Origin of the sequence: Cellulomonas soli (assembly GCF_052036975.1) — a bacterium.
GTDB classification, from domain to species: domain Bacteria; phylum Actinomycetota; class Actinomycetes; order Actinomycetales; family Cellulomonadaceae; genus Cellulomonas; species Cellulomonas soli_A.
The window spans coordinates 133,989-146,118 of sequence record NZ_JBQIAR010000004.1; the positions used below are offsets into that span (position 1 = coordinate 133,989).

Sequence of the window (12,130 nt, forward strand, 5' to 3'; positions counted from 1 at the left end):
CGATCACCCCTCTCGTCGGACCGGCTTGTTCGCCTCGTGCTCGGCCACGCACCGCGGGCACTGCGCGAGCGTCCCGGCGACCAGCCGGACGTGCGCCCCCGGCTCGTCCTTCGAGGCCCGGGTCGCTGCCTCCTGCTTCACGCAGCCGTCGCAGATGTCGACATGGGCGTGCCGAGCACCCTCGTCCGGGTGGGACCCGCACCCCCGGCAGCGGCGGGACTCGTAGCCCGCCCACTCAAGGGCGGCGTCCTGGTCGTGCTGGGACCAGGAGAGGAACGCGGACAGCGGGATGCCGCGCGGCCCGCAGTACGCCATCCGGGCGCGCAGCAGGTCGTCGCGGCTCAGCCTTTTGAGACGCCGCCCGCGGGGACCGTGTAGTGCAGGACCGTGAACAGCCGGTAGTACAGATCGGCGAGTTCGCCCGGCGACCACGCCCCGGACGCGAACTGCTCCGCCCACCACTGCTCGTCACGCAGCTCCTCGTCGACCGCGCACGCGGCCGCGAGCGCGATGCGCATCGCCGGCTGGTCGACATCGCCGCCCGGAGCGTTCGCGGCCAGGAGCTCCTCGAACAGGTCCGGGGCGAGTGCCTCGAACTCGACGTCGACGAAGTGGGCCTCGACGGCTGCGTCCGCCGCCGTGACGGCCTCGCGGAGCGCCTCGATGGACTCGCTCGTGATCCCGGTCGCCTGCCCGACAGCGAGCTGGGTGCGGGCGCCGGCGGCGCGTTCCTGGTCCGCGGTCGGGTCGGAGACCTGGACCGGGAACGAGACGCGCCGCCGGGCCTTCGCGGCGAGTCTGTCGCGCAGGCTCACGCGGCAGCCGGGAGCGAGACGTCCTCCGAGGGCTCCTTGGTGATCGCGAAGGTGACCGTGACCTGGAAGGCCTGGTCGCCCACCGAGCGGAGCTTGCCGACCGAGGTCACCTCGATCTTGAAGATGTCCGCGGGCAGGTCCACCTCGTCGCCGTGGTCGGCCCAGAGGATGAAGCCCTTCGTCCCACGCGGCAGGACCTTGCGCACGTCATCGCCGCCCAGGTCGGCGTAGAACGTGATGGACGACTGCTCGGCGTTCGTCCGAGCGGCGATCTGCGAGATGAACCGCCGACCGTAGTCCGGGGTGGTGATCATCGCCGACGAGATCGTCCAGCCCGACAGGCCGGCGATCTCGTCGGTCAGACGGGTGCCGGCGGTGATCTCGGGACGCGTCGGGACCAGCGTCGCCGCGGCGATCGCCGGCAGGAAGATGCACTCGCTGATCTCGGGCTGGAAGAACCGCTCGGTCGCGGGCAGGCTCGGGGTCATTGCTCACTCCTCCGTGTGCTCGGACTCGCCCGCGACGGGGTCGTCCTGGTCCCCAGCCGGGTCCGGCTGGGGGTCGGTGGTGTCGGCGGGCGCGTGCTCGCCGACGGGGGCCCAGCCGGCTCGGCGGTGAGCCTCGACCGACCGGGGATGCACGAGGGCCGTCACCTCGACGGCCGGGTGCGCGATCTCGACGAAGTCCTGCATGGGTGTCTCCTCGGTCAGCGGCCGAAGCCGTGGCGGGCGAGGGTGCTGTCGATCGCCTCGAGCGCGCCGGCGACGACGTTCTCGTGGGCCTTCTCGGCGGCCGGCATGAGGAACGGGCGCGCGGCCTGCTCGTACCACCAGTCCCGGTTGCCGAAGAAGGGGTGCCTGAACGGGTCATCGACGATGCCCTCGTAGACCCGTGCGTGCGGCGCCTTCTTCGCCGAGGCGGAGATCCTCACGCCCGTGCGCGGCCCGTCGAACGACACGCGCATCTGCAGCGCGCCGGGGATGCGAGAGGACCACGAGGCGTTCGCGGCAGCGTCTTCGCGGACTTGTTCGCCGACCGTCCGCAGTTGCTTGCGCAGCTCGCCGTGAAGCTCGTCGGGCACGCGGGACAGGGCGGCGGCCACGACACGAACACCGGCCGAACCCTCGAGGACTGAGTACTGCGAGGTCACAGGCTGCTCGCCCCGACCACGTCGAAGAACACGGAGACCGTCGCGCCGTCAGTGTGCAGCAGCGGTAGCCACTCCATGCGTGACCCGAACGCGACGCGCTGCCAGACGCCATCGCGGACAGGTGCGGCCCGTAGCGCCGCGTCGATCTGAGCGAGGGCGTCCGCGGCCTGCCGGCGCAGTACCGGGACAGCGCTGTCGCCGGATGTGACGGACAGCAGCGAGGAGACCGTCCACTCCTCGACGTACCGGGCGCGGCCGAGGCCGTCCTGCCGGGTGACGTTCGTGTCGTAGCCGGGGCGGCTCTGGTCGGGGCTCAGCCCGACGCAGATCGCCGCCTCCATGATTGCGCCGAGGGACGGCCCGTCGAGCACCTGCAGGCCGGTGGACGTCGCGAAGACCTCAACGAGGGCGTCGAGTACGTCGGGGATGCGTGTGAGCATCACGGGATCCGGAACGGGGCGATGAGCTGGGCGGCTCGCCGGGGCACGGCGAAGCCCACGCGCGTGGGTGCAAGCTGGTCGTCCTGGCCGGCCATCATCTGGCGGCGCTGCGGGTCACCCTTGCCGCGCTGGGTCTCCCACAGGTGCGCGGCGACGATCTTCACCGCGAGCGAGACGGAGGCGCGCTGCTGGTCTGTGCGGACCGCGACCCGCCAGTCGCCCGCCCGAAGGTGCGGCACCGTGATGATGCCCGCGAGCCTGTCGACCTGGGCCGCCGTGACAGCGACCTCCGCGCCGCTCGGGTCGATCACGGACGTCACCTCGGCCAGGTGCGTCATCGGCAGGACGAGGTACCGGCCCGACTGCTGCACGTCGATCGTCTGCGACACCTCGCCGAGCGGACCGACCTCCGACACGGCCCACTCGAGCGCCGACGCCGTGTGCTCGGTCAGCTTCGCCAGCTCACCCTCGTCCGCCGACAGGGTCATCCGCATGTGGTCGGCCACCGCCTGCACGGTCACGAACGGCGCACCTGGGGTCGGCTCAGACATCAGCGGCGCTCCGCCGGCGGGCGCAGCACGGTGGCAGCGACCGTCCGGACGTCATGCTCGGGCCGCTCCGACCGCGGACCCGGTGCCGGCGCGACGGAGGTTCCGCGGACGTCCGGACGGTCGCTCACGATCACTCCGCCGAGGGCGTGCGCGGGTCCTCGGAGTCCGGGACCAGCTGCACGAAGCCGGGCGTCTGGTCCGGGGTGCCGTCGGCACGCAGCGACGGCAGCGCGACGACGTCGACCGTGGTGGTCGGCGCCGGCGCAGCGGTGTCCTTGTCCTTGGTGCTCATGGTCATGCGCTCCTCGTGTGGAGTCGGTGGGTCGCTGGGGTGGTGCCTCGGGGGCGGCGTTGAGGCCGCCCCCGAGGGGCGATCAGACCTTGGTCGTGAGGACCGCGGCCGCGCTGGTGTCCTGGACCTTCGCGTCGAGACGCTGGAAGCCCAGGAAGCCGACCTGCAGGTAGTCGGCGTAGCGCTCCGTCAGGCGCATCGTCTGCGCGCCGCGCACCATCCGGATCAGGTACGCGAGCTCGATGTCCCCGTAGACGATCGACTTCGAGCCCGCCGCGAGCGCCGCGAGCCCGTTGTCGACGATGTAGGGCCGGCCGTTGATCGTCGACGGCGCACCGGCGACGTAGGACGGCTGCCACACCGGGCGGCCGGTGGAGTCCTTCACCTTGCGCAGCGACTTCACGACGTCGTCGTGGCAGATGAACCGGGCGCGCTCGGAGCGGTACGCCGGGTCGATCGAGTGCTCGAGCTCGACGAGGTCGTCGAAACCGATCGCACCGCTCGCGGCGGAGGTGACCGAGCGGGTCAGGCCGACGGCGAGTCCCTGGGGCTGGGCGGTCCCCGTGCCCGAGGCGTAGTGCGCGGCGGCGGCCCGGCCGATGCGGGCACCGAGCTTCGTCGGGAGCCACGTCTCCACGTTGAAGCCGGCGTCCTGCAGGAGCTGGATCGCGACGCGGACGATCTTCGAGGTGTAGGTGTACGCCCCGATCGACCCCTGCCCGAACGTGAGGTCCTGCTCACCCATCTGGGTGTTCTGGTCGAGGATCGCGCCGACGTTCGACGTGTCGTCGTTGGTGGGCCACGGCAGCGCGGCACCGGAGTCGGTGGTGATGACCTCCGCGTGCTGGGCGATGCCACCGAAGGCCCGCTGAGCCTCGACCATCCGGTTGAGGAACTCGGGCGGCACGGTGTAGCCGCCCGCCGCACCGGTGGAGGTGCCCTGTGCGCGCTCCTCGGCCACGAATCCGCTCTGCAGCATCCGGACCTCCTCCGGCGTCGCGCCCGCCATGCCGCGGCGCAGGTAGCCGGTGAACGCCTCGCGGTACGCCGCGCCCCCGTCGGGGTCACCGGCGGTCGCCTGCGGGGTCGTGCCACGCAGGTCCTCGGCGGGCGTGTTCATGACGATGTCGAGGCGGGCGGAGCGCTCCTCCTCCTCGACGATCCGCGACAGGCGCTCGACGTCGTCCAGCGCGCGGGTGTACGTCGCGCCGTCCTCCTCCGAGTCCTGGTAGCCCTCGCGGGAGCGGCGGTTCTGGATGTCCTGCACCTGGGCCCAGGCGGTGGCCCGGTCCTCGAGCGCCTGACGGTGACGTGCGCTGGTCATGCTGACTCCTCGTGACGGCTCGGTCGCCCGAGCGGTGGGGGCGTGGCTGCTACGACCGGGGAAGGCCGTAGCGGATCGCGAGCGCGTGAGCGCGCTCGTCCTGCCTGGCGACGCCCCGGGTGGTCTGAGCCGGCGCGGGGTCGCTGGTGTCGTCCCGGGTGGCGTCGATGGCCGGCGCGGGACGCGTCCCCTCCGCGCTGGAGGGGGTGTCGGTGGGGATGCCGCGAGCGGCGCGGACCTCGATGGCCTGCGCGCGCACGTTGGCGTCGGTGTCCTCGTAGGCCGGGAACGTCACGGCCGAGACCTCGAGGAGGCGGACCTCGACGATCGTGCGGAGCCAGACCGTGCGTTGCTCGGTCTGGCCGTCGATCTCGACATCGACCTCGAGCTCCTCCCAGCGGTCGCGCACGACGTAGAAGCCGAACGACATGCCGGTGATCCGACGCTTGTCGAGGTTGCGGACGAGGTCGCGAACGTAGGACAGCTCGGTGTCGAGGTCGGCGTCGACCGCGAGGCCAGTGCCATCGGTGGAGAGCCGCAGATCGCCTGCCGACTTGCGCGCCACCAGGAGCCGCGAGTCGTGGTCCACGAGGAAGCGGGCGTCGCCCTCCGAGAGGGTCTTATCGAACGCGCCGGGCTCGATCTCCTCGTACCAGCCCCACCGCAGGGGGTCGCCGATCGCCGTGCGCGAGTTGAACACTGCCGCGTGACCGACGAAGCGGCGAGCGTCCTGCTCGCCGTCGTCGACGGCGCGCACGAGGCGAGCGTCGGTGTCCGCGAGCGCGCGAGTGCGGTGCTCGAGCACTGTGCAGGCACCAGCGGCCTGCACGACGTTACGCGTCAGCGTCGTCGTCATCGTTGCCTCCGGTGGTGGTGTCGTCGCTCGCCTGGGCACCGGCGGACGCGTTGAACGGGCGGTACGGCTTGTCGCCCCACGGGACCGGGGGCATGTCCTCGAAGTCGCGGGGCTCGTTGGGCACCATCCAGCCGCCCGTGATGCCGGCCTGGTAGAACGCGGCGCGCGCCTTCGAGTCGCCGCGGAGGAGGCCCTCGGCCTTGAACTTGGCCGACTCGGTCCGCGGGTCGCAGATCTCGCGCGTGACGCGCTGCTCGATGCGCTGGAAGTACGGCTGCAGCGAGAGCACCACGAAGGCGATGAACTGCTGCTCCATGCCGGTGCCCCAGCTGGTGCTCTTCTCTTGGTCGTTGATCATCCAGCCGGGAAGGCCGTAAATCCGCGCGATGTCCGTGGTGTTGAACTTGCGCGTCTCGAGGAACTGGGCGTCGGCGGGGCTCATCGACACCTGCTGGAACTTGGCGCCGTTGTCGAGCACACCAACATCGCCTGCGTGGTCGAGGCCGGAGAACCGGGCGTTCCAGCGACGCCGCAGGATCATGGCCTGCTCGTCGGTGAGCGAGTCCTCGGTTGCCAGGAAGCCGGAGAGGAAGAGCCCGTGGTCGTACAGCCGCGACGCGAGGTCCTCGGCGCGGTGGGCGCGCTCGAACGTCTTGCGCAGGAGGGTGACGGGGGAGACGCCCTTCACGCCGTCGAGCGACAGCCACGGGATGTGCATGATGTCCCGCTCGGTGAGGGACAGGGCCCCGCCGTCGATCTTGAACCTCTTGACGAACGGCATGCCCACGGCCGCCGCGTCGTCGCCGTCGAGGATCTCGACCTCGACGCGGGTCGGGGCGATCGGCATGAGCTCGACGAGCCGCCCGTCGCGCGCATGGACCTTGCGCACGTAGGCGTTGCCCCGGGTCGCGATGTGCGAGACGACGGTCTCCCACATCTCGAACGGCGTCGTCCCGACGCGCTCCATCGCGAGAGCTGGGATGTGCACGTCGTTGCGGGTCTCGCGGTTGCGGACCTTCAGCGGGATGCCGGCGGTCGTCGACGCGAGGATCTGGATGCAGCGGTACGCGGCCCCGACCTGCATCGGGTTCCCACCCCCGCCGTGGTTGCCCCAGAGCTCGTGCGGCGACTCGATCTGCGACAGGAGCCGCTCGCCGCCGATCGGCTGCGAGGGGTCCTCCGCCGAACGGGCCATGAGGCCCGCGAGCGCGTCGAGGGCCTTCACCGGCCCTCACCCGAGGGTGCGGGCGCCGTGCTGTCGGCGCCCATGCGGGTGAGCACGCCGAGCCCCGCCAGCACGACGCCAGCCACCAGCACGCCCCACCACGCCCCGGCGAGGAAGGCGACCGCGAGCGCCACCAGCGCCAGGCCGCTGACGAACAGCGCTTCGGCCATGGTGGGCCTCCTCACCAGAAGTTGGTCCGTTGCTTGGAGCCCTCCGCGTACCACCACTCGGCGCGGGCGACGCCCATCACGGCGCACACGGCGAGGTCGATCTTGCGGGGGCTGTCGGGCTTGTCCTTCGCGATCTGCGAGCCGCGGTACGTGGTCTTGAGCACCGTGTTGCCGACGTGACGGGTGAGGCGTGGATCCTCGGTGTGGGTGAGGTCCCGGTCGATCACCCGCTCGTAGAACCGCTGTGTCGCGGGGCGCATGCGCTCTGGTGTCTGCGGGAAGTACTCGACGGGGATCCGCTCCTCGAGCAGGTCCTCAGCGGCGTCCTGCCACAGGAACTCGTCCCAGGCGATCTCTCGGACCGCGAACCGGCGGCACGCGTTGCGGATCGCGTCCTTCACCTCAGCGCGCGGTACACGCCAGACCTGTCCGTCGTCCGGCTTCTCCCACAGGCCGACGACCTGCAACCGGGGTCGCGCTTCGATGCTGACTGCGAGGAGCGCCGTGCAGTCGTTCGACCGCGACCCGTCGAACGCGAGGACGACGGGCGCGCCGTGCTCGATGGTGCGTTCCTTGTCCGCGCAGGAGTCCCAGGTGCCGTCCGGCAGCCACGGGTTCGACGACGTGACCCACAGGTTGAGGCGCTTCGTCTTGAAGTCCGGGGCCGGCATCTTCCGCGAGACCGCGGCCATCTTCTCGAGCTGCAGGAAGTCGCCGAGGGCGGGGTTCCCCTCGTACCACTTCGACTCGTCGAGGTAGTTGTCGTTCTCGCCGAGCTTCGTGGCGTAGACCCGACCACCGAACCGCGGGTCGTCGGTCTCGCCGGAGAGGACCTTCTCGAAGTACTCGTGCTGCGCCTTGCACACCGAGGTCTGCCCGGTGGAGTCGGTCATGACGCCGAACGTCGAGATCGCCACGACCAGGGGCTGGTCACGGGTGTCCGAGCCCTGGTTCATGACGTTCCACAGTTCCCAGTTGGGCTGGGCATGCAGCTCGTCGAACAGCACCCGCGAGGGGTTGAGGCCTTCCTTCGTGAACGCCTCGGCCGACAGCGCCTTGTAGACCGAGCCCATCGCTGGGTACTCGATCGCGTCGCGGTAGACCTTGAAGATCCCACCCTGCGCGGCGTCGAGCTCGGGCGACATCTCGATCGACTGCCTGACCTCCTTGAAGATCAGCTTCGCCTGGTCCTTGTCCGCCGCGCAGCTGTAGACCTCGGCGCCGGGCTCGTCGAGCATCCCGTCGAGCGCGAGGCCCGCTCCGAGCAGCGACTTCGAGTTCTTGCGGGGGAGCAGGATCAGGTACGTCCAGTAGACGCGACGCCCGGAGGTGTCGGTCCTGAGCACGTCGCAGACGAGGTCGCCCTGCCACATCCGCATGCGCACGAGCTCGCCGCGCTGCATGCCCTTTGTCAGCCGCAGGTACGACTCGATGACGTCGCAGGCGAACAGGCCGTCCGTGTTCGCGTCGGTCCACTTCGTGAGGGCCGGTTCCCACAGCGCAGGACCGCGGGGGAGGACATCGGGGAAGCGTGGCGGGGACCAGCGGGGCAGCATGACGCCGCCGCCGATGTCAGTCGCGCGCGGAAGCCCTCGACGCGCGGGAAGCACGCTGGCCGCCAGCGGCCTGCCGGCCGCGCGTGCGTCGCTCGATGAGCTGCTCGAGCGTCGACTTCTCGCCGGTCTTGCCGACCTTGACGCCGAGGCGTCCGCCGTCCGAAGGGTTGAACCCACAGAGGCCCTCCCACTTCGTGATGCGGTCCTGCAGCACGCGGAGCATGGTCACGGCCGGGTGGGCGACCAGCCCGCCCCGCTGACCAGACACCCACGGCCCGTCCTCGTGCAGCGCGCGCTGCAGGTGCGCTTCCTCGTCGTAGGCCCGGCACAGGCGCTCGAGGATCCGCCCGTCGCGCTGCAGCGAGAGCCACGATCGCCCGTTCGTCCAGAGCAGCGTCCAGGTGGCCACCGCGAGGTCCCGCATGCAGAGCTCGCAGGGCTCCTCGGACTCCCGGTCAGCGAACGGGCACTCACCGGATCGGGCGACCGACGACAGCCCGGCCGGCGGCTCAGGCACCGCGTCAGCCTTGGGCAGCTCGACGACCACCTCGGGGAGAGGTCGACCGCCCGAGTCCCGACCCGGCGCGCGCCCGTTGCGCTCGCGCTGCTCCAACGGCTTCGGTGGACGGCCCACTGCGGGTCTCCCCTCTCGTCCGCCAGGAGTGCGTCCGGTCGATCCCCCTCTGGTGACCTCGGAATGGTGATCTCGTCGGGGTTCTGAGCGTGTGCGCGTTCGCCTGTGCGCGGGTCAGGGGATCGTGCACCCCCCGACTTCCGACCCGCCCCCCGGGTGGGAGTCGAGGAGTCGGCATTTCCTCAGGTCAGAGGTGTGCCGAGCGACCGCCAGCAGCGCGGTTGCACTCTCGCGCGTGCTCCGGGCCTGACCATTCGGTGCGGGCGTCGGAATGTCCGAGGTCCCATTCTTCACGCGGAGCAATGGGCATTCCGCAGCGCACGCAGATTGCATTCCCTGCCTCGACGACCGGGCGCCAAGCCTCGCGCTCGGCCTGGTGCTCGGCCCCGTAGCCGCGCTCCGTGGTGGTGCCCCGAGCGCGGCTGCGCGTCCTGCTGCAGCTCGTGCAGATGCGTGGACCAGGGCTCCCGCAGTCGATGCACGGCATGCGGTCCTCCTACGTTGGCCTCACCCGAGCAGGTCTCGTCGGCTCGTTCTGGCCGGCGTGTGTGCCGGGTGCGCTGCACCGGGTGAGGAGACGGAGGGGGTCGGCGCCGTCGGGCCGCTCGACGGTTCGACGACGCCCGCTCGCGCGGTGCCTCACCGACCCTGCACCCGGGATCCGCACCGGGACGGCCTGCCCCCGGAGCGTGCGGCTCCGGGAAGCACGAAGGCCCGAACCGTGAGGTCCGGGCCTGATCGAGGGTGTGCGACACCCACCGAGGTGCACGCTACATGTGGACAACCTCGGACCGCAACGTGAGGACACGTCGGCGTGTCATGCCTGGAACGCCGTCCCGCTCGCGAGCGGCCCGGGCACGTGGGGGCCGCTCGCCGCTGCGCACCTGGCCGAGCTCGTCCCTCGATCGAGGCGACGCCACGTCGGCATGCCAGGGCTCGGCTCCTTCGGCACCGTCGGGTCGTCGCTCACCCGGACCATCAGGCCCTTGAGCAGCAGACCCTCCTCGATGGGCTGCCCGCACTGTGTGCAGACAGAGGTGCGGCCGGTCGTCTCGTCGTTCGTCACGGGCATCTGGGTTCTCCTCGCTCGGTGCGCGCCTCGCAGTCTGCCGCGAGGCGCGGGATCGGGTACGGGTGTTCGTGGCACGAGCAGTGCCACGCGGTGGCGCCATGGCCGACAGCGAGCGTCGGCCCGCTCACGCGATCGCCGACTCGTCGACCGGCAGCAGCCGCTGCGCGAGCCAGTCCCACTCGCGCACGGGCCACGCCGGGCGCCGGGGACCGTCCTGCGGGCCCTCCCACGCTCCGACGTCGGAGTCCGGGGGCGTGCAGTTCATCCCGCGACACACGATCAACGTCGTACCGCGCTCGGGGTCCGCGGCGCCGGCTTCCTGCTCCGCTCGCGACATGCGGTCGTGGACGACGAGGGTCAGGTCGCCGCCGGTCGGCCGGCGCTCCGAGCGGCCCAAGCACCACGGGCACAGCGCCTCGAGCACCTGACCGTCGTGCACCTCACCCAAGTGCGCGGCGATCGAGTCAGCCAGGCCGTGCAGCTGCTCGGCGACCCAGGGCCGGACCCGATCGTCGGCGTCGCACGCCGGCTCGAGCCATGTGCGGGCCCTGACCAGGTACGGCCGTGGATCAGTCCACGCCGACGACGGGGACGGTGGTCGCTCGACGCCTGCGCACTGCGTGACCGTCTCGGCCACGTCGGAGGCCGTCGCGACGAACACGGCGAGCAGGTCCAGCAGTGGCACGTTCACCGGTACTGCGTGCTTGCCCGGCGCGGCGTACCCCGGCTTGCGTGCCTCTGCCCGGTCCTCCCGCGCCTCGAGCGCCGCACGCTCCCTGGCCCGCTCGGACAGGTGATGCCGCGGGGGAAGGATGCGCGCACGGCCAGACGTGCTCGGCACGCCCAGCTCGACGAGCAGCGGCCAGGCGCCGAGCAGGTAGTCCGTGTCCTCGGTGATCTGGTGGCCGAGGCGGGTCGAGCTCATCGGGTGTCTCCCTCGGTGTCGTACTCGTGCTGGCATCGGAGGCAGGGCTCCGGGAGGTGGTGGGCGGGGCACAGCCCAGGTGGTGGTGAGCGGCGGCCACCGCGTCGTCCACGCCTGCTACGTGGTCGGGCTCGCGCAGGCGGCTGGGTCTCCTCGGAAGGCGGGGGAGCGGGCGAACTACCAGAGACCGACCCGACCCGACCCGACCCGGCAGAAGCCGTTCCGTCGACCTTCGACTTCGACTTCCCGGTCGCATTCGCTGGGGTCCGCGCGCCCGGCGCTGCGCCGGCGATCCGGGGCGCTGCGGATCGCACACCATCGGGTGCGGTGTCCGCGGCTGCCGCCGGGGCCGGGTGCTGCCGGTCGCTGTCGTCCTCGTTGCGGACGTTCTGCTTGGTCGGGTAGCCGTTTGTCGTGAGGTACTTCGCGGTCTTCGCGCTGTAGTTCGGGGTGGCCGGCGGCAGGCGTAGGTCGTGGTCGGCGTCCCACACCTCGACGTTGTCCATGCGGGCGGAGTTGCAGCCCAGGCACGCGACGAACATCGTGTCGGGCGTGCCGGCCTCGCCGGGGACCTCGTGATCGAGGGTGCCGGTGCGGTTCGACTTGCGGCCGAGCCACTGGACGAGCACCCCGCACCAGCGGCAGTTGTCACCGTCGCGGCGCAACACCGGCACCCGCAGGCGCGGGTCGCGGGTGTCGTTGCGCTGCTGGCGCTCCCACATGACCTCCTGCCGCAGGCGCATGTGGATGAACTCGGGGTCGTCGACGATCACGTAGACCGGGATGCCGCCGCGGCGCTCCTCCGTGAGCAGGCCCGTCTTCTTGCACAGACGCACGAGCTCGGCCGTTCGAGCGCCGCCGAACATCTCGGCCGTGCCGACGTCCACCGTGTAGTCCGTGAGGTGGCCGGCCGCCTGCGTCGAGCAACGCCACAGCCAGCCCGCCACCTCGTTCACGGTGCGCTCGTCCGAACGACGGTCGGCGCGCACGCTCATGAGCGGCGGGTAGGTCGCGGCGTTGTCGCCGTTGCGCATCCATGGCACGGGGCCCGGGTCTCCTCGTCGTCAGTCGGAGCACCGGCACTCGCCGGTGTAGGGGTTGATGCATCCGCCGCAGGACT

Annotated in this window: 16 protein-coding genes; all 16 read right to left on the reverse strand. The window is 71.3% G+C overall.

Annotation, left to right across the window (positions count from 1 at the left end; all coding sequences use genetic code 11):
- Positions 1-3: 3 nt before the first annotated feature.
- Positions 4-315, reverse strand: coding sequence for a hypothetical protein (locus ACTHAM_RS05930; RefSeq protein WP_440685332.1), 312 nt, complete (start codon positions 313-315; stop codon positions 4-6).
- A gap of 26 nt (positions 316-341) precedes the next feature.
- On the reverse strand, positions 342-815 hold the full coding sequence (locus ACTHAM_RS05935; RefSeq protein WP_440685334.1) for a hypothetical protein: 474 nt from the start codon (positions 813-815) through the stop codon (positions 342-344).
- Entirely contained in the window at positions 812-1,303 is a 492-nt protein-coding gene (locus tag ACTHAM_RS05940) for a hypothetical protein (RefSeq protein ID WP_440685336.1), read from the reverse strand. The genes ACTHAM_RS05935 and ACTHAM_RS05940 overlap by 4 nt, the downstream gene beginning before the upstream one ends.
- Before the next feature lie 3 nt (positions 1,304-1,306).
- Positions 1,307-1,507 carry a hypothetical protein gene (locus tag ACTHAM_RS05945; protein ID WP_440685338.1) on the reverse strand — a complete coding sequence of 67 codons (201 nt, stop codon included), beginning with the start codon at positions 1,505-1,507 and terminating at the stop codon, positions 1,307-1,309.
- Between the two features lie 14 nt (positions 1,508-1,521).
- Positions 1,522-1,917, reverse strand: coding sequence for a hypothetical protein (locus ACTHAM_RS05950; protein WP_440685340.1), 396 nt, complete (start codon positions 1,915-1,917; stop codon positions 1,522-1,524).
- 44 nt (positions 1,918-1,961) lie between these two features.
- Positions 1,962-2,405: a hypothetical protein gene (locus ACTHAM_RS05955; protein WP_440685342.1), complete on the reverse strand. Its 444-nt coding sequence runs from the start codon at positions 2,403-2,405 to the stop codon at positions 1,962-1,964.
- Positions 2,405-2,956, reverse strand: coding sequence for a hypothetical protein (locus tag ACTHAM_RS05960; protein ID WP_440685344.1), 552 nt, complete (start codon positions 2,954-2,956; stop codon positions 2,405-2,407). Before ACTHAM_RS05960 ends, ACTHAM_RS05955 begins: the two co-directional genes overlap by 1 nt.
- 130 nt (positions 2,957-3,086) lie before the next feature.
- Positions 3,087-3,254, reverse strand: a complete 168-nt coding sequence (locus tag ACTHAM_RS05965; RefSeq protein WP_440685346.1) for a hypothetical protein — start codon at positions 3,252-3,254, stop codon at positions 3,087-3,089.
- Between the two features lie 76 nt (positions 3,255-3,330).
- Positions 3,331-4,572: a phage major capsid protein gene (locus ACTHAM_RS05970; RefSeq protein WP_440685348.1), complete on the reverse strand. Its 1,242-nt coding sequence runs from the start codon at positions 4,570-4,572 to the stop codon at positions 3,331-3,333.
- A gap of 49 nt (positions 4,573-4,621) precedes the next feature.
- Entirely contained in the window at positions 4,622-5,428 is an 807-nt protein-coding gene (locus ACTHAM_RS05975) for an HK97 family phage prohead protease (protein ID WP_440685349.1), read from the reverse strand.
- Complete coding sequence (locus ACTHAM_RS05980) at positions 5,406-6,653, reverse strand: phage portal protein (protein WP_440685351.1); 1,248 nt, start codon at positions 6,651-6,653, stop codon at positions 5,406-5,408. Before ACTHAM_RS05980 ends, ACTHAM_RS05975 begins: the two co-directional genes overlap by 23 nt.
- Positions 6,650-6,823, reverse strand: a complete 174-nt coding sequence (locus tag ACTHAM_RS05985) for a hypothetical protein (protein WP_440685353.1) — start codon at positions 6,821-6,823, stop codon at positions 6,650-6,652. The genes ACTHAM_RS05980 and ACTHAM_RS05985 overlap by 4 nt, the downstream gene beginning before the upstream one ends.
- A gap of 11 nt (positions 6,824-6,834) precedes the next feature.
- A complete protein-coding gene (locus tag ACTHAM_RS05990; RefSeq protein ID WP_440685355.1) occupies positions 6,835-8,379 on the reverse strand; it encodes a terminase large subunit domain-containing protein in 1,545 nt (514 codons plus the stop codon).
- A gap of 16 nt (positions 8,380-8,395) precedes the next feature.
- On the reverse strand, positions 8,396-8,926 hold the full coding sequence (locus ACTHAM_RS05995; RefSeq protein ID WP_440685357.1) for a P27 family phage terminase small subunit: 531 nt from the start codon (positions 8,924-8,926) through the stop codon (positions 8,396-8,398).
- Positions 8,927-10,209: 1,283 nt separating this feature from the next.
- Positions 10,210-11,010, reverse strand: a complete 801-nt coding sequence (locus ACTHAM_RS06000; RefSeq protein ID WP_440685359.1) for a hypothetical protein — start codon at positions 11,008-11,010, stop codon at positions 10,210-10,212.
- Positions 11,007-12,053 (reverse strand): hypothetical protein, encoded by a 1,047-nt coding sequence (locus tag ACTHAM_RS06005; protein WP_440685361.1) that lies wholly within the window; start codon positions 12,051-12,053, stop codon positions 11,007-11,009. Before ACTHAM_RS06005 ends, ACTHAM_RS06000 begins: the two co-directional genes overlap by 4 nt.
- Positions 12,054-12,130 lie beyond the last annotated feature (77 nt).

Coding starts and splice junctions, on each gene's coding strand:
- ACTHAM_RS05930 (WP_440685332.1), bottom strand. CDS start 315: ATGGCGTACTGCGGGCCGCGCGGCATCCCGCTGTCCGCGTTCCTCTCC.
- ACTHAM_RS05940 (WP_440685336.1), bottom strand. CDS start 1,303: ATGACCCCGAGCCTGCCCGCGACCGAGCGGTTCTTCCAGCCCGAGATC.
- ACTHAM_RS05945 (WP_440685338.1), bottom strand. CDS start 1,507: ATGCAGGACTTCGTCGAGATCGCGCACCCGGCCGTCGAGGTGACGGCC.
- ACTHAM_RS05955 (WP_440685342.1), bottom strand. CDS start 2,405: ATGCTCACACGCATCCCCGACGTACTCGACGCCCTCGTTGAGGTCTTC.
- ACTHAM_RS05960 (WP_440685344.1), bottom strand. CDS start 2,956: ATGTCTGAGCCGACCCCAGGTGCGCCGTTCGTGACCGTGCAGGCGGTG.
- ACTHAM_RS05965 (WP_440685346.1), bottom strand. CDS start 3,254: ATGACCATGAGCACCAAGGACAAGGACACCGCTGCGCCGGCGCCGACC.
- ACTHAM_RS05970 (WP_440685348.1), bottom strand. CDS start 4,572: ATGACCAGCGCACGTCACCGTCAGGCGCTCGAGGACCGGGCCACCGCC.
- ACTHAM_RS05975 (WP_440685349.1), bottom strand. CDS start 5,428: ATGACGACGACGCTGACGCGTAACGTCGTGCAGGCCGCTGGTGCCTGC.
- ACTHAM_RS05985 (WP_440685353.1), bottom strand. CDS start 6,823: ATGGCCGAAGCGCTGTTCGTCAGCGGCCTGGCGCTGGTGGCGCTCGCG.
- ACTHAM_RS05990 (WP_440685355.1), bottom strand. CDS start 8,379: ATGCTGCCCCGCTGGTCCCCGCCACGCTTCCCCGATGTCCTCCCCCGC.
- ACTHAM_RS06000 (WP_440685359.1), bottom strand. CDS start 11,010: ATGAGCTCGACCCGCCTCGGCCACCAGATCACCGAGGACACGGACTAC.